This is a genomic window from Brevibacillus centrosporus (genome assembly GCF_046622605.1).
GTDB lineage: Bacteria > Bacillota > Bacilli > Brevibacillales > Brevibacillaceae > Brevibacillus > Brevibacillus centrosporus.
In genome coordinates, this window is the sequence record NZ_CP176856.1 from 2,426,039 (window position 1) to 2,446,032 (window position 19,994).

Annotated in this window: 28 protein-coding genes; 23 read left to right on the forward strand and 5 right to left on the reverse strand. The window is 50.9% G+C overall.

Annotated elements, in window-relative coordinates:
- Positions 1-24 precede the first annotated feature (24 nt).
- On the forward strand, positions 25-954 hold the full coding sequence (locus ACLIN2_RS12440; protein WP_092268111.1) for a patatin-like phospholipase family protein: 930 nt from the start codon (positions 25-27) through the stop codon (positions 952-954).
- Between the two features lie 61 nt (positions 955-1,015).
- On the opposite strand, the gene ACLIN2_RS12445 is transcribed toward ACLIN2_RS12440, so the two are convergent.
- Both ACLIN2_RS12445 and ACLIN2_RS12450 read right to left on the reverse strand, forming a co-directional pair.
- Positions 1,016-1,366 (reverse strand): hypothetical protein, encoded by a 351-nt coding sequence (locus ACLIN2_RS12445; RefSeq protein WP_122960490.1) that lies wholly within the window; start codon positions 1,364-1,366, stop codon positions 1,016-1,018.
- Between the two features lie 40 nt (positions 1,367-1,406).
- Complete coding sequence (locus ACLIN2_RS12450) at positions 1,407-2,339, reverse strand: DUF1385 domain-containing protein (protein ID WP_411504182.1); 933 nt, start codon at positions 2,337-2,339, stop codon at positions 1,407-1,409.
- 174 nt (positions 2,340-2,513) lie between these two features.
- Here ACLIN2_RS12450 and ACLIN2_RS12455 point away from each other — a divergent pair, with 174 nt between their 5' ends.
- The 4 genes from ACLIN2_RS12455 to efp all read left to right on the forward strand — a co-directional run bounded on the left by ACLIN2_RS12455 (position 2,514) and on the right by efp (position 5,286).
- On the forward strand, positions 2,514-2,972 hold the full coding sequence (locus ACLIN2_RS12455) for a YqhR family membrane protein (RefSeq protein WP_092268113.1): 459 nt from the start codon (positions 2,514-2,516) through the stop codon (positions 2,970-2,972).
- A gap of 169 nt (positions 2,973-3,141) precedes the next feature.
- Complete coding sequence (gene aroQ, locus ACLIN2_RS12460; RefSeq protein ID WP_092268114.1) at positions 3,142-3,582, forward strand: type II 3-dehydroquinate dehydratase; 441 nt, start codon at positions 3,142-3,144, stop codon at positions 3,580-3,582.
- Between the two features lie 34 nt (positions 3,583-3,616).
- Positions 3,617-4,687 carry a M24 family metallopeptidase gene (locus tag ACLIN2_RS12465; RefSeq protein WP_411504183.1) on the forward strand — a complete coding sequence of 357 codons (1,071 nt, stop codon included), beginning with the start codon at positions 3,617-3,619 and terminating at the stop codon, positions 4,685-4,687.
- A 41-nt stretch (positions 4,688-4,728) separates the two neighbouring features.
- Positions 4,729-5,286, forward strand: coding sequence for an elongation factor P (gene efp, locus ACLIN2_RS12470; protein WP_411504184.1), 558 nt, complete (start codon positions 4,729-4,731; stop codon positions 5,284-5,286).
- A 55-nt stretch (positions 5,287-5,341) separates the two neighbouring features.
- Here efp and ACLIN2_RS12475 read toward each other — a convergent pair whose 3' ends face one another.
- The 3 genes from ACLIN2_RS12475 to ACLIN2_RS12485 are packed head-to-tail and all read right to left on the reverse strand — an operon-like array spanning position 5,342 to position 7,368.
- A complete protein-coding gene (locus ACLIN2_RS12475; protein WP_092268117.1) occupies positions 5,342-5,803 on the reverse strand; it encodes a DUF441 domain-containing protein in 462 nt (153 codons plus the stop codon).
- Positions 5,804-5,839: 36 nt separating this feature from the next.
- Positions 5,840-6,556, reverse strand: a complete 717-nt coding sequence (locus ACLIN2_RS12480; protein WP_092268118.1) for a 2-phosphosulfolactate phosphatase — start codon at positions 6,554-6,556, stop codon at positions 5,840-5,842.
- The gene (locus ACLIN2_RS12485) at positions 6,547-7,368 is read right to left on the reverse strand and encodes a phosphosulfolactate synthase (protein WP_092268119.1); all 822 of its coding nucleotides are present in this window, start codon (positions 7,366-7,368) and stop codon (positions 6,547-6,549) included. Before ACLIN2_RS12485 ends, ACLIN2_RS12480 begins: the two co-directional genes overlap by 10 nt.
- 150 nt (positions 7,369-7,518) lie before the next feature.
- On the opposite strand from ACLIN2_RS12485, the gene ACLIN2_RS12490 reads away from it, so the two are divergent.
- From ACLIN2_RS12490 to folD, 18 genes are all read left to right on the forward strand, one after another.
- The gene (locus tag ACLIN2_RS12490; RefSeq protein ID WP_092268120.1) at positions 7,519-7,782 is read left to right on the forward strand and encodes a DUF2619 domain-containing protein; all 264 of its coding nucleotides are present in this window, start codon (positions 7,519-7,521) and stop codon (positions 7,780-7,782) included.
- An 81-nt stretch (positions 7,783-7,863) separates the two neighbouring features.
- Entirely contained in the window at positions 7,864-8,358 is a 495-nt protein-coding gene (locus ACLIN2_RS12495; protein ID WP_411504185.1) for a CD1247 N-terminal domain-containing protein, read from the forward strand.
- Positions 8,359-8,693: 335 nt separating this feature from the next.
- Entirely contained in the window at positions 8,694-9,656 is a 963-nt protein-coding gene (gene spoIIIAA, locus ACLIN2_RS12500) for a stage III sporulation protein AA (protein ID WP_411504186.1), read from the forward strand.
- The gene (spoIIIAB, locus tag ACLIN2_RS12505) at positions 9,644-10,162 is read left to right on the forward strand and encodes a stage III sporulation protein SpoIIIAB (protein ID WP_092268123.1); all 519 of its coding nucleotides are present in this window, start codon (positions 9,644-9,646) and stop codon (positions 10,160-10,162) included. The genes spoIIIAA and spoIIIAB overlap by 13 nt, the downstream gene beginning before the upstream one ends.
- Positions 10,163-10,178: 16 nt before the next feature.
- Complete coding sequence (spoIIIAC, locus tag ACLIN2_RS12510) at positions 10,179-10,382, forward strand: stage III sporulation protein AC (protein ID WP_055743465.1); 204 nt, start codon at positions 10,179-10,181, stop codon at positions 10,380-10,382.
- Between the two features lie 14 nt (positions 10,383-10,396).
- Positions 10,397-10,786, forward strand: coding sequence for a stage III sporulation protein AD (spoIIIAD, locus tag ACLIN2_RS12515; RefSeq protein WP_092268124.1), 390 nt, complete (start codon positions 10,397-10,399; stop codon positions 10,784-10,786).
- A gap of 17 nt (positions 10,787-10,803) precedes the next feature.
- Positions 10,804-11,988, forward strand: a complete 1,185-nt coding sequence (gene spoIIIAE, locus ACLIN2_RS12520; protein ID WP_092268215.1) for a stage III sporulation protein AE — start codon at positions 10,804-10,806, stop codon at positions 11,986-11,988.
- Positions 11,989-11,996: 8 nt separating this feature from the next.
- Positions 11,997-12,659 (forward strand): stage III sporulation protein AF, encoded by a 663-nt coding sequence (spoIIIAF, locus tag ACLIN2_RS12525; RefSeq protein ID WP_411504187.1) that lies wholly within the window; start codon positions 11,997-11,999, stop codon positions 12,657-12,659.
- 31 nt (positions 12,660-12,690) lie between these two features.
- On the forward strand, positions 12,691-13,380 hold the full coding sequence (gene spoIIIAG / locus ACLIN2_RS12530; RefSeq protein ID WP_092268126.1) for a stage III sporulation protein AG: 690 nt from the start codon (positions 12,691-12,693) through the stop codon (positions 13,378-13,380).
- 13 nt (positions 13,381-13,393) lie between these two features.
- Positions 13,394-14,077, forward strand: a complete 684-nt coding sequence (locus ACLIN2_RS12535) for a SpoIIIAH-like family protein (RefSeq protein WP_327930086.1) — start codon at positions 13,394-13,396, stop codon at positions 14,075-14,077.
- Positions 14,078-14,295: 218 nt separating this feature from the next.
- Complete coding sequence (accB, locus tag ACLIN2_RS12540; RefSeq protein ID WP_411504188.1) at positions 14,296-14,805, forward strand: acetyl-CoA carboxylase biotin carboxyl carrier protein; 510 nt, start codon at positions 14,296-14,298, stop codon at positions 14,803-14,805.
- Positions 14,806-14,821: 16 nt separating this feature from the next.
- Entirely contained in the window at positions 14,822-16,177 is a 1,356-nt protein-coding gene (gene accC, locus ACLIN2_RS12545) for an acetyl-CoA carboxylase biotin carboxylase subunit (protein WP_327930088.1), read from the forward strand.
- A gap of 67 nt (positions 16,178-16,244) precedes the next feature.
- Positions 16,245-16,667: an Asp23/Gls24 family envelope stress response protein gene (locus ACLIN2_RS12550; protein ID WP_092268129.1), complete on the forward strand. Its 423-nt coding sequence runs from the start codon at positions 16,245-16,247 to the stop codon at positions 16,665-16,667.
- A 118-nt stretch (positions 16,668-16,785) separates the two neighbouring features.
- Positions 16,786-17,349 carry an alkaline shock response membrane anchor protein AmaP gene (amaP, locus tag ACLIN2_RS12555; RefSeq protein ID WP_174769252.1) on the forward strand — a complete coding sequence of 188 codons (564 nt, stop codon included), beginning with the start codon at positions 16,786-16,788 and terminating at the stop codon, positions 17,347-17,349.
- Positions 17,350-17,361: 12 nt separating this feature from the next.
- Complete coding sequence (locus ACLIN2_RS12560) at positions 17,362-17,574, forward strand: DUF2273 domain-containing protein (protein WP_092268131.1); 213 nt, start codon at positions 17,362-17,364, stop codon at positions 17,572-17,574.
- 67 nt (positions 17,575-17,641) lie between these two features.
- Entirely contained in the window at positions 17,642-18,046 is a 405-nt protein-coding gene (nusB, locus tag ACLIN2_RS12565; protein WP_092268132.1) for a transcription antitermination factor NusB, read from the forward strand.
- Positions 18,047-18,066: 20 nt separating this feature from the next.
- Positions 18,067-19,029, forward strand: a complete 963-nt coding sequence (locus ACLIN2_RS12570; protein WP_400582088.1) for an O-sialoglycoprotein endopeptidase — start codon at positions 18,067-18,069, stop codon at positions 19,027-19,029.
- Positions 19,030-19,116: 87 nt separating this feature from the next.
- Positions 19,117-19,971: a bifunctional methylenetetrahydrofolate dehydrogenase/methenyltetrahydrofolate cyclohydrolase FolD gene (gene folD / locus ACLIN2_RS12575; protein ID WP_411504189.1), complete on the forward strand. Its 855-nt coding sequence runs from the start codon at positions 19,117-19,119 to the stop codon at positions 19,969-19,971.
- The last annotated feature ends 23 nt before the right edge of the window (positions 19,972-19,994 follow it).

Here is a 19,994-nt window from a genome sequence, read left to right on the forward strand (position 1 = left end):
ATTCCAGTCACAGGGGGCGAGCAGATGAAAGCGGACGCGGTCTTTGAAGGTGGAGGGGTGAAGGGGATCGCTTTTATCGGAGCCTTGAAGGTCATGGAGGAGCATGGATACACCTGGGAAAAAGTCGCGGGAACATCGGCTGGCTCGATTGTAGCCGCCTTACTGAGCGCTGGCTATACCAGCCTGGAGCTGAAGCCGATTTTTGAAGAAATGGATTATCTATTTTTTCTTCAGCGAAAAGGGCTGGGGCGTCTTCCCGTGATTGGCCCGATCATTGAGCTTGTGTTTCACGAAGGCCTCTTTCGAGCAGATCGCTTGGAGCTGTTTATAGAGGATTTGCTGCGTCGCAAGGGGATACGTACATTCGGGGATCTGCCGCCGGAAAAGCTGCGAATAGTTGCATCAGATGTAACTGCGGGCAAGATGCTGGTTTTGCCGGATGACTTGCCGCGCTACGATATAGACCCAAATGATTTCCCGATTGCAAAAGCAGCGCGGATGTCCTCCTCCATTCCTTTCTTTTTTCAGCCTGCTCATCTGCAAAGCGAGGGACAGAACCATTATATTGTCGATGGGGCTTTACTCAGTAACTATCCGGTTTGGTTATTTGATGTGCCAGGCAAACCGCAGTGGCCGACGATCGGATTTCGTCTGCACGACAATAAGATCGAAACGGAAGCGACACCTATACACGGGCTCTTTTCGTTTACGCGAGGCCTGTTGACGACGATGCTGGACGCGCACGACAGACTCTACGTAGAGAAAGCAAGTGCTGTCCGCACCATATTCATCAACACCCTTGGGATTCGTGCTACTCAGTTTCAAATGCCTCTCGAGCTTCGTCAAAAGCTGTTCACGTCGGGGGAGGAATCGGCGCAGCGCTTTCTGGGGAAATGGGACTTCGAGGAGTACGTCAAGGTTTTTCGGAATACGTCCCCCAAGCATCTGGTGTAAGAAAAGAGGGGAATAAAAAAAGAGACAGACAGCTGCAACCGGCTGTCTGTCTCTTTTTCGTTTAATGCGAAATGTTGTTGTGTGAGTTTTGGTCGTCCTGTTTTTGCTTGGCCTTTCCTTTTTTGCCATCAATGACACGGAAAGGATGATCTCTCCTGGGGGTGGGAGCTTGCTTTTTGGTCGCTTGTCGCAATCCAGGCGACTTCGGCTTGGTTGGCTTCGGTTTGCGAGGCCCGCTGCTACGCTGGAAAAACGATCCTGTACGCAAGTAGTTGCGCACTACGATGATGAGCAAGGCAGACAACCCCAGAATGATCAACGTATTCACAGGGTCTTCGATGAACGTCAACAGAAAACCGTAAATGGCCAGCAACATCACGATTAAAATCACTGGTGGAATGCGGCGTAACATAGGGCCTCACCTCTGAGAGATTCAAAAATGCCTCACGTTATCAATTCGCTGCCATTCTCTCTTGGAACTGTTGTTGATCAAGCTCACGCATTTTCAGGAAGGAGGCGATGGCCACTTCCACCTGATGGTCTTCCGGTTCACGGGTTGTTACTCTTTGCAGCCACAATCCCGGGTATCCCAAAAAACGCAGGACAGGTGTATCGCGGAGCTTGTTTGTCCATTGCAGCACCTCATAAGAGACGCCCATTACGACTGGCAGGAGAACGATGCGCTGTATGACTCGTTCCGTCAGGGAGTCATAAGGGAACAGGGAGTAAATCACTACGCCAACGAACACCGTGAATATGAGAAAACTGCTACCGCAACGATAATGCAAGGTGGAAAATTTTTGTACATTGGCTACTGTTAATTCTACCCCGGACTCGAATGCGTTAATCACCTTGTGTTCTGCCCCATGATATTGGAACAGCCTTTTGATGATCGGTGCTTTCGCAATCGCGGTGATGTAGCCGAGAAGCAGAATAATTTTGAAGCCGCCCTCTGCAAGGGTCTGCGGGACACCATCCGGGACCCATTTTCCCAGAAGGAACTCGGCTAGGAATACAGGGACGAGCGTAAAGACAAATTTCCCAAACAAGAAAGACAGGACACCTACGAGGGTTACGCCGAGAATCATCGTCAAGCGGGAAGGACTCTCTGTCACTTCTTCGCCGGACTCTGAGTTGTAGCGTTCAGAGGCAAAGTTCAGATGTCTGGCCCCGTTTGCAGCGGATTCGATCAATCCAACAACCCCACGCAAGAACGGAATCTTTTTCAAGGGAGTAATCCATTTATATTCCGTACGTGGTGCTTCAAAATACTCAATTTCTTGATTTTTTTTCCGAATAGCTGTGACGGTCATGGATTTGCCACCGAACATGACACCTTCAATGACGGCCTGACCACCGTAGCTGGGTACGATTTGCTGCGCCAACTTGAATCACCATCCTTATTCCCTATATTAACGGAAATAGAGTCTTGAAGCTACATACAGTTCATGGCCTAACAAGCAAATGTCAACAATTAGTGAAAAACAGCAGCAACGCACATACTAGTGGCGAGGTGATGGAGAGTGGATGCAACGAAAACTCGGAGAAGTTTTAGAGGTTTGCGGGGAAGACAGAGTGAACAACATCGACAAGAGCAGCGAACGGAACAGAGCGCATCGAAGAAAATATTGGAGGTCGCCCTCTGGGGGACAATCTTCTGGGGAATCATCCGTTTGACTGCCCATTTTTTAAATCTGACCCCCTATGGTTTAGGATCGTTCGCGCGTCCGATCCTCGCTGGAATCGATGAGAAGTCCCTTGCTGCTCTCGGTCTGGGAGTTATCTTTCTGTTTGTAGAGTCGCTGATCGTCTCCGCTATTTTTTCCACGCTGTTTGGCAAGCTGAGAGTGTGGTGGAGCGGATTGGTACTGGGGGCTGTTATGCTCTTGGTAGCAGGATTTTTCTTTCGGATCGGGAATTGGGAGATGTCCACGTTAAGTACAGAAGCTGCTTGGTATTTGTCTTACGGGTTGTTTATCGGGATGACCTTGACCCTTGAGGCATCCGATGAGGAATAGCAGCTTTCCTACTGATGGGTGGAAACGCCCATTTCTGTCCGTTAGCGTGCGAATCTTGCCATCTTTCTTAAAACAGCGGATCGACAGTTGAACTCTGCAAGGCTTGTGGTAAAATGTTTCATTAGTAAAAAAACTTTTTGTGAGAAATTCTACCTGGGAGGGATGAACGATGGCTTCCGTTCTGGTGCTGAATGGGCCGAATCTCAATTTATTGGGGTTGCGGGAACCGGGAGTATACGGCAGTGAAACGCTAGAGGACGTGGTCACAAACCTGCGCAAGGTGATGCAAGAGCTGGGTGGCGAACTGGAGCACATTCAGTCCAATCACGAAGGCGTGCTGATCGACGCCATTCATCGCGCAAAAGGCGTGCATGATGGGATCCTAATCAATCCAGGTGCATTTACACACTACAGCTACGCGATTCGCGATGCTTTTGCGAGTGTGGCTCTGCCAACCATTGAAGTACATATCTCCAATGTTCATGCGAGAGAAGAATTCCGCCATCAATCCGTGATCGCCCCTGTTGTCGTTGGGCAGGTAGTCGGCTTGGGAACAGACGGATACGAGTGGGCATTGCGTGCCTTGGTTCGTAAAATCGAGAAAAAATAGACCAATGGGTTGTTCATAGAAAGGGGAGGTTGTCATGCAACAACGTCTGGACAAATTGCGCGAGGCTTTGGCAAATGTGGGGGCAGATGCTCTGATCACAGAAAAAGCGGAAAACCGATTTTATTTTAGTGGATTCACCGGTTCTACGGGGTGGGTCGTCGTAACCGAAAAGGAAGCGTTTCTCGTAACGGATTTCCGCTATGTGGAGCAGGCTGGGGAACAAGCTCCTCACTTCACGGTTGTGAACAACGAACGCAAAGCAGTAGAAGCGATCGCAAAGCTTCTGAAAGAAAAAGGAGTAAAGCGTTTGGCATTTGAAAGCTCTGTTTCTTTCCATACTCATCAAGAGTGGAGCAAAGCTTTTGATGGCGTGGAGCTGGTAGCGACAAACGGCCTGTTGGAAAAGATCCGCATGTTCAAGGATGAGTCCGAAATGGTCATCATTCGAGAAGCGGTGCGTATTGCCGAAGCAGGTTTTGCGCATATTCAAAGCTATATCCGACCGGGAGTGCGCGAGGAAGACGTAGCGCTGGAACTGGAATTTTTCATGCGGAAGCAAGGGGCATCCGGTTCTGCATTCGACATGATCGTGGCTTCTGGTCCTCGCGGCGCGCTGCCACATGGTCGTGCAAGTGAAAAAATCATTCAAGCCGGTGAAATGGTTACCCTTGACTTTGGCGCGGCTTATAAAGGCTACAATTCCGATATTACCCGTACCTTGTCCGTAGGTGAACCAAGTGCCAAAATGAAAGAAATCTACGACATCGTTCTGCGTGCCCAGCTCGCCGGTGTGGAGGCGTTGAAGCCGGGTGTGACAGGGAAAGAAGCGGACGCTGCTACTCGCGACATTATCGCGGCAGCGGGTTATGGTGACTGCTACGGCCACAGTGCAGGACATGGTTTGGGTATTGAGGTGCATGAGCTGCCAAGCCTCTCCACTGTCAGCACATTTGTATTGGAGCCAGGCATGCTGGTAACGATGGAGCCAGGAATTTACGTTAGTGGCTTAGGCGGCGTTCGGATCGAGGATGATGTGCTGATCACAGCTGACGGACACGAGGTTCTGAACAAGTCTACGAAAGAGTTGATCATTTTGCCGGTGTAATTTATACTTATTCTGTTATCGATTGATTTGGGAGGACTACTATGATCTCTGTGAACGATTTTCGGACAGGTTTGACGATCGAAGTGGACGGCAATATCTTTACGGTTCTTGAGTTTCAACACGTGAAACCGGGTAAAGGTGCGGCATTTGTTCGCTCCAAACTGCGCAACCTGCGTAGTGGTAATACCACTGAAATGACCTTCCGCGGCGGAGAAAAAGTAAACCCTGCGCGGATTGAATCCAGCACAATGCAATATCTGTATGCAAGCGGCGATGACTACACTTTCATGAATACGGAAACGTATGAGCAAATGACGTTCACTCGCAGCCAAATCGAGCGCGAACTTCGTTTCCTCAAAGAAAACATGAACGTGCAAATCATGCAGTACAACGGTGAAACCATCGGAATTCAGCTGCCAAACACTGTTGAACTCGTGGTTACCGAGTGTGAGCCAGGCGTAAAAGGCGACACTGCTTCCAACGTAACGAAAAAAGCTACCCTGGAAACAGGATTCGTTGTCAACGTACCTCTCTTCGTAGAAGAAGGCGAGCGTCTGATCATCGATACGCGTACCGAAGCATACGTTTCTCGCGCATAAAAAGGGAAAGACGAAAGAAAGGCAGTACCCACTCGAAGGGTACTGCCTTTTTGTATTATCGTCCCCCGAGCCATTCCCACAGCTTCAGCACGAAAGCCGTTATGCCCGCAGCCATGAGAGGGCCGACCGGAATGCCCCGCAGAAAGACGATACCAATAATCGAGCCAATGACCAAGCCGACGATCATATGGGGCTCGGTCCGAAGCAGATCGAGTCCTTTGCCGTTCATCCAGGTGGCAAGTGCTCCGCCCGCCAGTGCAGTCAAGCCGACGACGGTAGTGAATAAGGGGAGCACATCTTTCCACGATATTTTTTCACTGGCAAAGGGAACGAGGACGGAGATCGTCAGGAAAAGCAACCCCAGCTCCAGCCCGCGTCTTTCTACGGAAGGAAAAAAACGTTCCAGCGCCGTGAGCTTCAGAACCAAAAGGATGCTCGCGGCAGTAGCGATGATCGGTGAACGGCCTATTAACCCTATCACGATTAGGATGACGAGCATCACTTCTCCAGACATCATTGGCATCAAAACCCCTGTTCCTGTTCTCCTTTCACTTTATGAGACAAGGTGTGGGAGTATGCGTTTCTCCTTGATGTAGGGAACGAGTCGGTACTGATCCACTTTTGCACAGTAGGATACATCGTCCGCAAAATGATGCTGCATCAGGCGTTTTCCCGTAGTGGTTTGCGGCAAAAGCTCACTGATTCTGTCCGCAAAATACAAGTAGCTTGCCTTGAGAGCCTCTCCGAGATCGCAGACTTGAAAATGAGGTGCCATTTTTTGTGCCTGCGCGATCATGAGTCCCGCTGCCAATCCATCCTCGAGGGCGAACTCGGAGCGCGTACCTGCACAGTACAGTGTGACGTCCAGATGAAAGCTCAGAGCGTGAGACATACAGGCAGTAGCATTGAGGAAGCAGCCAATCAGAAGGGCAGCGGCTCGTTCTGCCTTTTGGATGGCACGTGTTCCGTTTGTAGTGGTCAGGATCAGCTGTTTGTCAGTTAATGTTCGAGCAGCGATTTCAGTGGGCGAGTTGTTGCAATCAAAATCCGGGATTTTGCGGCAGTGACGCTCGCCAGCCAGCAGGCAGCCCGCTGTGCGCAAAGCGTTGGCCTGACCGATTGTCTCTACGGGAATGACGGAAACACAGCCGTTGCCAAGAGCCGTTACAATGGTACTGGAGGCGCGCAGAACGTCGATCACGATGACCACATGGTTGCTAATCTGGTCGAACCGTATTTCCTCTACGGATGGAACAACTTCTATTCGCACGCGGCAGGCCTCCCTGCCTCCATGATGGCAGCAGTGTCTCCCCGTAAGCCTCGACGAAGTGTCTCCACTGACAAGACATCCTGATAGTGGATATTCCCTAAATTTACCTTTGTGCCGAGTGTACAGATCAACAGCACCTGCTGTTCTTTTTGGGGAGCCTCCCAGATGAGACGGCTCGCCCGTTCACCTGCAGCTCTGACGACATCTCGTATAAAGGTGTCATCTGCACTGCCGTTTTTGTCAAAGATGCCTACCGTGCCGCTTTCTCTCGCTTCCACGATCACATGACTGGCCCCAGCTTCTAGGTCTGCCTGCAGCGTCTTTAAAAGCTCTTCACGCTCCGCTCGATAATCCGAAGCCTTTTTCCCTACCTCGGAATAAACGAACAGTCCAGCTTCACATCCTGCCGTGATAGCAGCTCTACGCTTTTCTGCGCTCAGCGGAAAGGTACCGTCTGAAATCTCCACAGCGTTAAAGCCAGCCGATTTGATCGCCTTCATGTAAGCGGAGACGGGGGATTGTCTCAGGGCGATCTCAAAGAAAGTGCCGCCTGGCATAATGTGCAGCCCGTACTGGACTGCTAGATGCACTTTTTGCCTCAGCAGCTCATCAGGATACAGAGCCGCTGTGCCAAAGCCTAACTTGTATATATCCATATAAGGAGAGGCCATTTCCAGCAGATCTCGATAGGCGGTAAGTCCGACGCCCTTGTCAATGACCATCGTCAATCCCTCTGCCCGTGGCTTTTCTCGCCTGGAACCGGAGGGATTTGCCCAATGAACGGGCAAAAAAGGGTGGTCGCAGTCTAGCATAGGCTGTTTCCTCATTTCTTCTAGGCGTATGGTTCAGTGTATGCCTCTTGCTGAGCAGGAGTGAAGGCTTGCGTCTCTAGGCGATTGCCCAGAGGAGTGCTGAGCGAACTAGGTACAAGCATAGAGTGGAAGAAAGGGAGGACGAGCGAAATGTGGGAAAAAGCGATTATCGGCATGGCAGCGCTGCGCATACTGTCTGGGAGCTTGGAAATCCTGGCTGCTCTGTTGATCCTGAAAGTAAACGAAGTGGAAAAAGCTCTTTTAATAAATTCCGGGCTGGCGATTGTGGGACCCATTATCTTGATTACGACGACCACTATCGGTCTTCTGGGGATGTCGGATCGTATCAGCTTTTCCAAGCTGGCTTGGATCTTGGTCGGCATTTCGTGCATTTTGATAGGGGTGCGCAAATAAATCCCCAATTCCTTCCACTGGTAACCATCTACTCCTCTGGGAATGATAGAGGAAGGAATGGACAAGAGGAGGGGAATGATCATGCTCGAAACGTTGACAGAGCGAATTTCATACTTGCGCGGTCTGGCAGATGGACTGGATGTGAGTGAAAAGAGTGCAGAAGGCAAGCTGCTGGTAGAAATCGTGGGTATTCTGGATGAGATGCAAAATGAATTTCGCGAGCTGCATATGAGGATCGAGGAAACAGAGGATTACATGGAAGCGATCGATGAAGATTTGGAGGATGTAGAGCTGATCCTGTTTGACAACGAGGAGGAGCTCTATGAGACTGTCACCGATTGCGAGGACGAGGATGACGAATACGTTACCTACTACGATCTGGATGATGATGAGGATGCCCGCGTGTACGAATCCGTTGACGACGAAGATCATTTGGAAACCACGTATGAATTTGCTTGCCCGTCTTGTCAGGAGATGATTTTCTTGCATGAGGGTATAGATGAAGACGGTTACTATCATTTCGTCATCGAGCCGTATCATACGGGATCGGATATCGAAGCTATCAATCCCACCTAAAAGCTTCTAAAAACGAGGCTTGTGCAGCCCGTCCTGTGCGTATCGTGCAGGGCGATTTTTTTGTGCAGATAAGATGGGAAAAGATTCTGATCCAGCAGCAGGGCAGCGTGACGCAAGTTGAACCTGCACGGGGGCAAATGGGATCACAGAAGGCTTCCTCCGTCGAGTTTTTGAGTGGAGGAAAAGTAGAATTCTGCGAGAGTACAGGATGCAAGTTGAGGAGGACTCGTAGAGTTTTGTTAGCATAAATCTCGTCCAGCCATGCATAGGATGGAGGTAAGTCAATGTGGACAAAGGCTGGATGAATATCTGGCCACAAAAGGAGGGTTACTGCTGTGAGAGAGATACTGGCGATCTTGCCCGCTTCCGTACGAAGCATTTTGACCGCCCTCCCCTCCGCGGTCAGAGAGCATCTGGAGGAAATACGGCTTCGGCAAAATCAGCCACTAGAAATCCGTTACGGCCAACAATCCAGCTATGTGACACCTAGCGGCCAGCTTACAGCGATTGCCAAGCAAGGGTGGCTGTTTACCGAGGAAAACGCAGTGAAACTGCTAAATCAGGTAAGCCAGCATTCCCTGTACGCGCTGGAGGAAGAGCTGAAGCGCGGGTACATCACTGTCGTTGGTGGTCACCGGATCGGTATTGCGGGCAAGGTGGTGCTGGACAGAGGTGAAGTAAAGGGGATTCGGGATGTAACGAGCTTCAACATCCGGATCGCCCGCGAGAAAAAAGGAGCAGCGACGAAGGTCATGCCGTACTTGTTCGACGGGGGGAAACTGCAAAATACGTTACTCATCTCCCCGCCGCAATGCGGGAAAACGACGCTGCTGCGTGACATGGCCCGCTCCATCAGCTACGGGAGTGAATGGGCGTCGAGTCGCAAGGTAGGGATCGTGGACGAGCGTTCGGAGCTGGCAGGCTGCCTCCAAGGAGTGCCCCAGCGAGATGTAGGCCCACGTACCGATGTGCTTGATGCTTGTCCCAAAGCTGCCGGCATGATGATGCTCATTCGCTCGATGTCCCCGGATGTTCTGATCGTAGACGAAGTAGGCAGACCGGAAGACGGAGAGGCTGTCTGGGAAGCGATTCACGCGGGTGTCGCCGTCATTTGCTCGGCACATGGGGCTGATGTTTCTGAGGTGTCACAAAGACCGATGCTTGGCAAGCTGATTCAGTATGGCGCCTTCTCTCGCTACATCGTGCTGAGTCGCGCGCAAGGAGTCGGAACGATCCAAGCTATTTACGACCAGCAATTAAAACTAGTGGAAAAGGAGAAGGTGGCATGGTCAAGCTGATTGGAGCAGTGCTGATCCTGTTTTCCGCTTCCATGGTCGGTTGGCAAATTGGACGTTATTACGCGTACCGCCCGATCCAGCTTCGCGCCCTGCTCGTCGCCCTGCAAATGCTGGAGACGGAAATCGTCTACGGCTTGACCCCTCTCCACCGCGCGTTTGTAAAGGTAGGCAATCGCGTAAACGAGGAAGTCGGCAAAATGTTTGTCTTCGCTGCAGAGCTCTTAGTGACAGAAAAGGCACACTCCGCTGAAGATTCTCTACGGCAAGCGATGAGCCGTCATTGGTCGCAGACAGCGCTGCGCAAGCAAGAAGGCGATGTGCTGGCAAGCCTTTCGCAAGTACTCGGTTCCTCCGACCGGGAAGACCAGCAAAAACATCTGCGTCTCGCTGTCACCCATTTACGGGGCTTGGAGGAAGAAGCGCGGGTCGAGCAAGCGAAATACGAAAAGATGTACAAGAGTCTCGGGTTTTTGGGTGGACTGCTGGTCGTCATCCTGATGTTCTAAAGGCGAGGTGTTCACAGTGGGTTTTGATTTGACACCTGTTTTCCAGATCGGTGCAGTAGGGTTTATCACAGCGATCCTGCATGCCATACTCAAGCAGGCAGGGAAGGAAGAAATCGCGCATTGGGCTACGCTGGTCGGGTTTGTCATCGTCCTGTACATGGTATCCCACTACATTGGCGATCTGTTTACCGAGGTGAAACGTGTCTTCCTTTTTAACTGAGGAGGCAAGGGCAGATGGAAATCGTACAAATCGTCGGACTTGGGCTGGTGGCTACCATTCTCGCGCTGGTCATCAAGGAACAGAAGCCGATGTTCGCCTTTTTGCTGGCGATCGCGAGTGGCGTCATCATCTTTTTCTTTCTCGTCGGAAAAATCGCCGAAGTAATCCGGATCCTCGAACGATTGGCCGTCCAGGCTGATCTGAACCTTGTATTTCTGGAAACGATCCTCAAAATTATTGGAATTGCGTACATTGCTGAATTCGGTGCACAGATGACGAGAGATGCGGGACAAGGGGCAATCGCTTCCAAGATTGAGCTGGCTGGCAAGGTTCTCATCCTGGTCATGGCGGTACCGATTATCCAGATCATTATCGAAACAGTCATCGACTTGCTGCCTGCATGAGGGGAGGGATGAAGTCCGTGGTGCGTACAGGCAAAATAATCGTACTCTTCCTGCTATTCCTGTTTGTACCGTTTGAAGGTGCGTCTGCCGAGGGGACAACCACCTCCGGACCGATTAATCAAATGGTTCAAGAGCAGGTCGACCATTTGCAGCTGGAGCGGGTAGAGCAGTATTGGCAGCAGCTGCAGCGCGAGTACAAAGGCTACCTGCCTGACCTTCAATCACCGGGCTTTATTCAACTGCTCATGCAGCAGGGCGAGCTGAGTATCTCAGGAGTTCTTAAAGGAATGGGCAAATTTGTCTTTCACGAAATTTTGATGAACGGCAAGCTGCTCAGCTCCATAATTATCATTACCGTGTTCGCGATGATCCTGGAGACCATGCAAAATGCTTTTGAGCGAAACGCTGTTTCCACAGTAGCTTACTCGATTGCGTACCTCGTTTTGATGGTACTTGCCATCAACAGCTTTCACGTCGCCATTTCTTACGCCAAGGATGCAATTACCGACATGTCCGACTTCATGCTCGCGATGATTCCACTGGTAATCGCGCTCTTGGCGTCGGTGGGAAATCTGGCGACGGCGACGATGTTTCATCCGCTCATCATCTTCATGATCAACATCAGCGGCATGATGATTTCCTACGTCGTGTTTCCCTTGCTCTTCCTTTCTGCGATGCTGTCGATCGTCAGTCTCTTTTCCGAGCGGTATAAAGTGACACAGCTTGCAACGCTGCTGCGCAACATCGCGATGGGGGTACTCGGGTCGTTTCTCACGATCTTTTTGGCGGTGATCTCGATCCAGGGAGCGACCTCAGCTGTAACCGACGGCGTTACCTTGCGAACAGCCAAATACATCACCGGAAATTTCATTCCCATCGTCGGCAGGGTGTTCTCCGATGCAGCAGATACCGTGCTCAATGCTTCGCTGCTGGTCAAGAACGCAGTCGGATTGGCAGGTGTGGTGATCCTGATCATGCTGTGTGCGTTCCCAGCCCTGAAGATTTTGGTGCTGGCACTGATCTACAATCTGTCATCCGCGGTATTGCAGCCTTTAGGAAATAGCCCGATCATTAGCGCACTGGGAACGATCGGCAAAAGTCTGTTGTTCGTATTCGCCGCGTTGGCAACGGTGGGACTGATGTTTTTTCTGGCGATTACCATCATTATTGCAGCGGGCAACATCTCCATGATGGTTCGGTAGGTGATCAAATGGACTGGTTAACGCTCTGGCTAAAAAAAATCATCTTGCTCGTGCTCTTGGCAGCCTTTCTCGATCTGATATTGCCCAATACGACTTTGCAGCGATACGTCAAGATGGTGATGGGGCTTATTCTGCTGCTGACGATCATCTCACCCGTTTTCTCCTTGTTTAGCCTGTCGCAGGATGACCTGGCGCTGCGGCTTGACCGATACCAGCAGGAGTTGAACAAGCCCGCTGCAGTGGAATGGAAGCGCGTCACTGACAAGCTGCTGGGTGAGCAGGACGCACAGGTGACAGCATACGTCCAATCGCAAGTGGAGGCGGCCGTGATAGCAAAGGTCAAAGACGAGTACGGCATGGAGGTCCAGCATGTGGAAATCCAGGTGAACTATCAAAATCCCCAGCAGCCTGCTTTGGAAAAAATCGAGCTGAGCGTGGGGGATAGCGAGCAGAAAGGAAAGTCTTCGATCACGCCAATCAAGCCGGTTCAACCAGTTTCGATTCAGCTGAACGGGCAAACCGTGACGGATACGCGAAAAGACATCGAAGCGGCTTCGCAAAAGCAAGATCCTACGTATGCGAAGATCGCTGAAGATATAGCAAAACAATGGGGCCTGTCGAGCGATCAAGTGGTCGTTACGGACGAGTCTCACCAAGGAGAAAAACAGTAACGGATGTGGCTTAAAAAGCGAGGTGAGTAAGATGCTGGAAAAGCTGAAGAAGCTATGGGAAGGAAACAGTGGAAGCAAAAAGCTGAAGCCCCTTCACTATCTGATCGTCGTACTGGGGATTGGGATCGCCGCCATGATATTGACCGACTTTCTGCGCGTGGAAAAAGATGCGCCGCTTGGATTTATCGGCGGCACGGAGACGGATGCGACTTCGGGAGCGAGCAGTGCAGGATGGTTTGGTGGCGGTGGTGGCGGTGGTGATGGGACTGGAGGCGATTCGGCAGCACCCGCAATCGGTGGATCACCTGCACCGGATATCATCGCTGAATATGAAAACAATTACGCAGCGCAGCTTCGCGATATTTTGGCAAGCGTCGTGGGAGTCGGAGAAGTCGATGTCATGGTCAATCTGGAGTCCACTCCCGAGCTAGTCATGGCAGAGAATCGCAACAACCGATCTTCGACCAACCAGGAAATGGACAAAGACAGGGCAACGCGCAATCAAAACGACCAAACAAAGGATTCCGAAGTCGTCATCGTACAGGGGGGCAAACAAGATTCGCCTGTCATTGTCAAGACGATGAAACCCCGTGTCAGAGGTGTCCTGGTAGTCGCGAAGGGCGCCGATAACATCCAGGTCAAGGCGTGGATCACCGAAGCTGTCCAAAAGGTTTTGGATGTTCCCGCCTACAAAATATCCATATTGCCCAAAAAAGGGTAGGAGGTAATGGCGAATGATTCTGCGCAAGCAAACGGTATGGTTGTTGACAATGCTGGCTGTTATGGTGGTGCTGTCCGGGTATTACCTGGTAAAAGGGCCGCAAGATCAAATGCCCACTTCCGGACAACAGCAGGCAGTAGACAAACAGGAGCAAATCTCTGGGGTCGTTGTTGAGTCCAAGCAAGTGGATCAGCCGCAGCAAGCTACACCTGTAAATGCGAAAAATGAGAACCCGGTAGCAACCAATCAGCCTGCTCCTGCTGACACGAAAGCACCTGCCGCTCAATCCACACCTGCTCCACAGCAAAATGTTGGCAATGCAGTGGTTCCTGTAGCCGAAACATCCAGCGAGATCTTCCAAGGCTACAAAATGAAGCGGGAAGCACAGCTTCAGCAGCAAAAGGATGAACAGCTGGCGATCATCGGCAGCTCAGACTCCTCCGCTCAAGCCGTAGCAGATGCACGCACCAAATACGAGCAGCTCTCCACGCAGGAAAGTGCGACGACAAACATCGAAGAAATGCTGAAAGCCAACGGGTATCAGGACGCGGTTGTCTTCGTCCAAAACGACAAAGTGACCGTCATTGTGCAAAAAGAGAAGCTGTCTGCAAACGAAGCGGTTGATATCATTGCGCAAGTGAAACAGCAGCTCAACGTGCCTGCGACAAACGTAACGGTCCAATTTAAAACAACGTAACATCCCCGCTCGCAGCGGATCCCGTGGATAAGTTTACCGTTATAAGGGAAGCGAGAGATGGGCATGATGGTAAGGATTTCCTCACTTCTTCGCAAACAGAAGGGGGGAAATCCTTTCTTGACGTGTTATGGGCAACAGGCTACCATTGATTTATGCTTCGCTCTTGATACATATATAGCCACCCAGGAACATCTAACGAAACGAAGGAGTGCTCATTCGTGTTGAAAATCCATGAAATCCGAGAAATTATTAAGCTGATTGATCAATCTTCCATTAATGAATTCAAGCTGGAGACAGAAGGCGCGAAAGTAACGCTGAAAAAGTCTACCGGTATGGAAACAGTAGTTGTATCTCAACCAGTCGCGGCAGCTCCTGTACAAGCTGCTCCTGTCGCTGTAGCTCCAGCTCTGCAAGCTGCGCCTGTGGCTGCACCTGCTGTAGAAGCTCCAAAAGCGGCTCCAGCAGTGGCAGCAGCAGACGATGCAAACCTGCACAAGATCGTATCTCCTATGGTAGGAACGTTCTACAGCTCTCCAGAGCCAGGCAAGCCTGCGTATGTACAAGCCGGCGACAAAGTAAACGCAAGCAAAGTGGTTTGCATCGTGGAAGCGATGAAGCTGTTCAACGAAATCGAAGCAGAAGTCAACGGCGAGATCGTAAAGGTTCTGGTCGAGGATGGCCAACTGGTTGAATACGGACAGCCATTGTTTTTAGTGAAGCCAGAATAAGGTGGGGGAGAGCGGAATGTTTCAAAAAGTATTGATTGCCAATCGCGGAGAAATCGCAGTGCGGGTCATCCGCGCGTGCCGCGAGCTGGGCATTCGTACGGTCGCCGTCTACTCCGAAGCGGATCGTGAAGCGCTTCATGTAAAAATGGCCGACGAAGCCTACTGTATTGGTCCAAAAGCATCCAAGGACAGCTATTTGAACATAGCCAACATCATGAGCGTAGCGACCAAGGTGGGGGCAGATGCCATTCATCCAGGCTATGGATTTTTGGCGGAGAACGCTGACTTTGCAGAAATTTGCGCGGCATGCAATATTACGTTTATCGGACCAGATCCGGATGCTATCGTTAACATGGGGGATAAAGCTACCGCCAAAGATACGATGAAGGCAGCGGGGGTTCCTACTGTTCCAGGTACGGAAGGTCTGATTGAAGATGTTGCGGATGCCATCAAGACAGCGAACGAGATCGGCTATCCGGTGATGGTAAAAGCAACAGCAGGCGGCGGCGGACGCGGGATGCGCGTCGCAGTCGACGATGAGGATCTGGAGAAAGCCATTCGCCAGGCGCAAAACGAGGCCAAAACGGCATTCGGCAACCCGGGCGTTTATTTGGAAAAATTCGTAGAAGGTCCTCGTCACGTAGAAATTCAAGTGATGGCAGACAAGCATGGAAACGCGGTCTATTTGGGCGAGCGTGACTGCTCGATTCAGCGCCGTCACCAAAAATTGATTGAAGAAGCTCCATCGCCAGCCTTGAGCGAGGAACTGCGCAAGCAAATGGGAGAAGCCGCTGTCGCTGCTGCCAAAGCGGTATCCTACCACGGAGCAGGTACAGTAGAGTTTTTGTTGGACAAACATGGCAAATTCTACTTCATGGAAATGAATACCCGTATTCAGGTAGAGCATCCGGTAACAGAGCTGGTAACGGGCTTTGACCTCATTAAGGAACAGCTGACGGTAGCAGCAGGACAGCCATTGTCGTTTACCCAAGAGGACATTGTGCTGGATGGCTGGGCAATCGAATGCCGGATCAACGCGGAAAATCCTGCGAAAAACTTCATGCCATCTCCAGGACGCATTACCGAGTATTTGGCGCCGGGTGGCTTTGGCGTGCGTGTGGATAGTGCGGCCTACGCTGGCTATTCCATTCCGCCTTACTACGATTCGATGATTGCGAAGCTGATCGTCTGGGGAAAAGATCGCAACGAAGCGATTGAGCGCATGAAGCGTGCACTGGGAGAGTTTGTTGTGGAAGGCATCACGACAACCATTCCTTTCCACCTCAAGGTTCTCGAGCATGAAGTCTTTGTGAGCGGTCATTTTGACACGAAATTCCTGGAGACGTACGAGCTGAACCTCGACGAGGAATAGGCGCTTATTTGTAAAAAAACAGAGCGCTTGGTATAATGGAATACAAATCCAAAGGGAGGTGCGAAGCGTGGAAGAATTTTCTCCAGATTTAGATAGAACAGAACTTGGGAAGGTCCAGATCGCTCCTGAAGTCTTGGAAGTGATCGCCGGCATGGCTGCGTCCGAAGTAGAAGGCGTAGCACAGATGAGCGGCGGTTTCGTTGGGGAAATAGCGGAACGATTAGGCCGTAAAAATATTGCTCGGGGAGTTCGGGTAGAAGTAGGCTCTCGTGAAGCAGCTGTGGATGTCTCGATTATTGTCAAATATGGACACCGCATCCCGGATGTCGCTCGAAATATTCAAGATAGTGTGCGCAATGCAATTGAGAGCATGACAGGGCTGTCAGTTGTGGAAGTAAATGTACATATCGTAGATGTAGAGCTGAAAGCGGAAGAAAAAGCGCCGGCAGCTGCAACTGCTGTGGTGGAAGATTACCAGCGCGTGCGCTAAGACAGGCAACGGATGGATGCCCCCTACTCACAGGGGGCATTTTCCTCATCAACCGCTGCACCATACTGCTACCCCGAACGTGCCATGTTTGACTGAGTGAAGCATGGTTGAAGGAGAGATGCATGTGAACTTGTTCGACCGGTTTATTTTGACGATCTACAGTTTTGCGCTGATTATACTTTCCTGCATTGCGATTGCAGCGACTAGTGGTTTGATTTCTCCAGATGTGTTTCGCCCTTACGTGGAGCAAATGCTCTCAGGGACGAATCTAGCCTATCTCATCGTCGCGATTATTTTCCTCGTTGTCAGCCTTCGTTTCTTTTTCAGCTCATTCCGTTCAAACAAGCCTAAAGTAGACCGCGGTATTCGTCAACGCAGCGATTTGGGTGAAGTCAACATTACCCTTCAAACCATCACAACGATTGCGGAGCGTGCTGCTCGTCGAGTAAAGGGCGTACGTGACATGAAGACCAGTGTCAAGGCATTGGAGAGCGGAAATATCATCACCCTGCGTGTATCGGTAGACGGAGAAACTCCTTTGCCTGATTTGACACAAAAGCTGCAGCAGGACGTCAAGGAACAGGTCGAAGGGATCGCGGGCGTCGTGATTTCGGAAGTGACGGTCGTCGTGACGGAAGTGGCTCAACAAGATAACTACGCGGCACGTAAACGGGTGGAATAGAAGGTGAGAGCCATGCTATGGGAGTTATTGTGGGAACACAAGGGGAAACTATTGGGGATCTTGGCTGGATTTATTTTCGGGATCATCTACCTTCTGGTGGGCTTTTGGGATACACTGGTGTTTGTTGTGTTTATCGGTACCGGTTATTACATCGGCCGAAAGCTGGATCATAAAGAAGACTTGCGGGAAATTTTGGATCGGATTTTGCCAGGCAAGTTTCGGTAACGGATGTTCGGGTGCTCCCGGTAAATCTGTCCGCTCCCGAACTCAAATTTAATAGTAGGTGAATGGAATGAAACGAAGAACAGCACGAGAAAAAGCAGTCCAATGTCTTTTCCAGATCGATATGGCGGAAGTTCCGGTAAAGGAAGCTGTAGCACTGGTTATGGAGGGTTCTGAAGAGAACGCCCAGTATCTGCGTTATCTGGTGGACGGTGTCCTAACGAATCAGGCTGCGATCGATAACGAGATCAAACAATACTTGCGCGGCTGGCAGCTGGATCGCATTGCCAACGTAGATCGCGCGATACTCCGTCTGGCTTTCTACGAGATTATGTTTGAAGCAGAGACTCCTGACAAGGTCGTCATGAACGAAGCGATTGAAATTGCTAAGCTGTTTAGTGATGAGCAATCCCATCGTTACATCAACGGTGTCTTGTCCAGCTTCCTGCATGCTCGTGAGACTGCGCAGGCGTAAATAGGGCAGGGGACCGGGGCATGACTAAGGTAATTTTGGGCATCGATACGAGCAATTACCGGACATCACTGTGCTTGGCTCAGGAAGACGGCCGGATTGTGGCAGAAGCGAAGCGCCTTCTGAAAGTGAAGGAAGGCAAACGCGGGCTGCAGCAATCTGAAGCCGTCTTTCAACATGTGATGAACTTGCCGGAATTAAGTGAACAAATGAAGTGGAACGAGTACGAGATCGAAGCGATCTGCGTCAGCGAAAAGCCGCGTCCAGTGGATCAATCCTACATGCCTGTATTCAAGGTGGGAGAGGGGCTGGGAAAATCACTGGCTACCTATCTGCGCGTTCCGCTGCATTTGACGACGCACCAGGAAGGGCACATCGCAGCAGGAGAATTTACCGCTGAGAAGCGTCCGGGCGAAAATCGCTTTTTAGTCGTCCATTTATCTGGCGGTACGAGCGAGCTGTTGGTTTGTGATCGTCATGAAGCTGGCTATGCGATTGAAAAGGTCGGCGGGACGATCGATTTGCATGCCGGGCAGCTCGTCGATCGGATTGGAGTGGCACTAGGAATGTCGTTTCCAGCAGGACCTCAGCTGGAGGAGCTTGCCAAAGGCGCATCCGGTGAGTTTCGCATCTCTTCTGCGGTAGATGGTTTTTCCTTCAGTTTTTCCGGTCCGGAGGCTTCGTTGCTGCGCGCGATCGAGGCAGGCCAAGCAGCTCCTGCTGATATTGCACGCGCGACTGAGCAGTGCATTGCCAATACACTGGAAAAAACCTTGCGCTATGCGATAGAACAAGGGCTACCGAAGGACATACTGATTGTAGGCGGAGTAGCTGCGAATCAATACATGCGCGAACGATTGATCAAGCGCTTGGAGCATCCGGCAGTCAAGGCTCGGCTGTATTTTTGTGACCCGGTTTACTCGGGTGACAACGCATACGGGGTAGCTATGCTGGGGTGGATGAAGCAAAAGACGAACATTACATAAGTTTGAACATTTTATGATTCGCCTTTACAGCTCGCTGTGAAATCGTTACACTACAGGTAACGACGTTATGAAGGAGGTTTTTTCTCCATGGCTGCAATTATTGTCCAAGGAAAAGAAGTCGCGCAAAGCATTCGCGCCGAACTGGCAAACGAAGTGGCGGAACTAAAAAAACAAGGCATCGTTCCAGGGTTGACCGTTGTATTGGTCGGTGATGACCCTGCTTCTCAATCGTATGTACGAGGCAAGTCGAAGGGCTGCGAGGAAGTTGGAATTGCATCAGAGCTGATTTTAAAGGATGCTTCCATTACAGAGGAAGAACTGCTTACCATTATTCAGCAATTGAACGAAAATCCGAACGTTAATGGGATCTTGGTTCAACTCCCTCTGCCGAAGCATATCTCCGAAACGGCCGTGATCGAAGCGATTCATCCGGATAAAGATGTGGACGGCTTTCATCCGATCAGTGTGGGAAACATGGTGCTGGGAAATGAAACGTTTCTCCCATGTACGCCGCATGGTATTATTGAACTGATCAAGCGCACAGGTACGGATATGAGCGGAAAGCATGCGGTTGTCATCGGTCGGAGCAACATCGTGGGTAAGCCCGTCTCGCTCTTGCTGCAGCAGGAAAATGCTACCGTGACCATGTGCCATTCCCGAACGCAAAACCTTGAGGAATTTACGAAAAAAGCGGATATCCTCGTCGTAGCGACAGGACGTGCGCACATGATCGGAAAAGAACACGTAAAACCAGGAGCTGTCGTGATCGATGTAGGTGTAAACCGCATTGAGACTGGCAAGCTGGTAGGTGACGTGAAGTTCGATGAAGTGAAGGAAGTCGCGAGCTATATTACGCCGGTACCTGGCGGCGTTGGACCAATGACCATCACCATGCTTTTGAAAAATACAGTGGCGGCGGCTCGCAAGCAAGCCAACCGATAAGTCACAGACAAGGGAAATGGGTA

Bases quoted from the DNA above. Each gene is read 5' to 3' on its own strand.
- ACLIN2_RS12445 (WP_122960490.1), bottom strand. From the start codon at position 1,366: ATGTTACGCCGCATTCCACCAGTGATTTTAATCGTGATGTTGCTGGCC.
- aroQ (WP_092268114.1), top strand. From the start codon at position 3,142: ATGGCTTCCGTTCTGGTGCTGAATGGGCCGAATCTCAATTTATTGGGG.
- accC (WP_327930088.1), top strand. From the start codon at position 14,822: ATGTTTCAAAAAGTATTGATTGCCAATCGCGGAGAAATCGCAGTGCGG.
- spoIIIAG (WP_092268126.1), top strand. From the start codon at position 12,691: ATGCTGGAAAAGCTGAAGAAGCTATGGGAAGGAAACAGTGGAAGCAAA.
- ACLIN2_RS12495 (WP_411504185.1), top strand. From the start codon at position 7,864: ATGCTCGAAACGTTGACAGAGCGAATTTCATACTTGCGCGGTCTGGCA.
- ACLIN2_RS12535 (WP_327930086.1), top strand. From the start codon at position 13,394: ATGATTCTGCGCAAGCAAACGGTATGGTTGTTGACAATGCTGGCTGTT.
- ACLIN2_RS12490 (WP_092268120.1), top strand. From the start codon at position 7,519: ATGTGGGAAAAAGCGATTATCGGCATGGCAGCGCTGCGCATACTGTCT.
- spoIIIAB (WP_092268123.1), top strand. From the start codon at position 9,644: ATGGTCAAGCTGATTGGAGCAGTGCTGATCCTGTTTTCCGCTTCCATG.
- ACLIN2_RS12570 (WP_400582088.1), top strand. From the start codon at position 18,067: ATGACTAAGGTAATTTTGGGCATCGATACGAGCAATTACCGGACATCA.
- spoIIIAD (WP_092268124.1), top strand. From the start codon at position 10,397: ATGGAAATCGTACAAATCGTCGGACTTGGGCTGGTGGCTACCATTCTC.
- amaP (WP_174769252.1), top strand. From the start codon at position 16,786: ATGCATGTGAACTTGTTCGACCGGTTTATTTTGACGATCTACAGTTTT.
- ACLIN2_RS12560 (WP_092268131.1), top strand. From the start codon at position 17,362: ATGCTATGGGAGTTATTGTGGGAACACAAGGGGAAACTATTGGGGATC.
- efp (WP_411504184.1), top strand. From the start codon at position 4,729: ATGATCTCTGTGAACGATTTTCGGACAGGTTTGACGATCGAAGTGGAC.
- ACLIN2_RS12485 (WP_092268119.1), bottom strand. From the start codon at position 7,368: ATGCTAGACTGCGACCACCCTTTTTTGCCCGTTCATTGGGCAAATCCC.
- ACLIN2_RS12440 (WP_092268111.1), top strand. From the start codon at position 25: ATGAAAGCGGACGCGGTCTTTGAAGGTGGAGGGGTGAAGGGGATCGCT.
- folD (WP_411504189.1), top strand. From the start codon at position 19,117: ATGGCTGCAATTATTGTCCAAGGAAAAGAAGTCGCGCAAAGCATTCGC.
- nusB (WP_092268132.1), top strand. From the start codon at position 17,642: ATGAAACGAAGAACAGCACGAGAAAAAGCAGTCCAATGTCTTTTCCAG.
- ACLIN2_RS12465 (WP_411504183.1), top strand. From the start codon at position 3,617: ATGCAACAACGTCTGGACAAATTGCGCGAGGCTTTGGCAAATGTGGGG.
- ACLIN2_RS12475 (WP_092268117.1), bottom strand. From the start codon at position 5,803: ATGATGTCTGGAGAAGTGATGCTCGTCATCCTAATCGTGATAGGGTTA.
- spoIIIAF (WP_411504187.1), top strand. From the start codon at position 11,997: ATGGACTGGTTAACGCTCTGGCTAAAAAAAATCATCTTGCTCGTGCTC.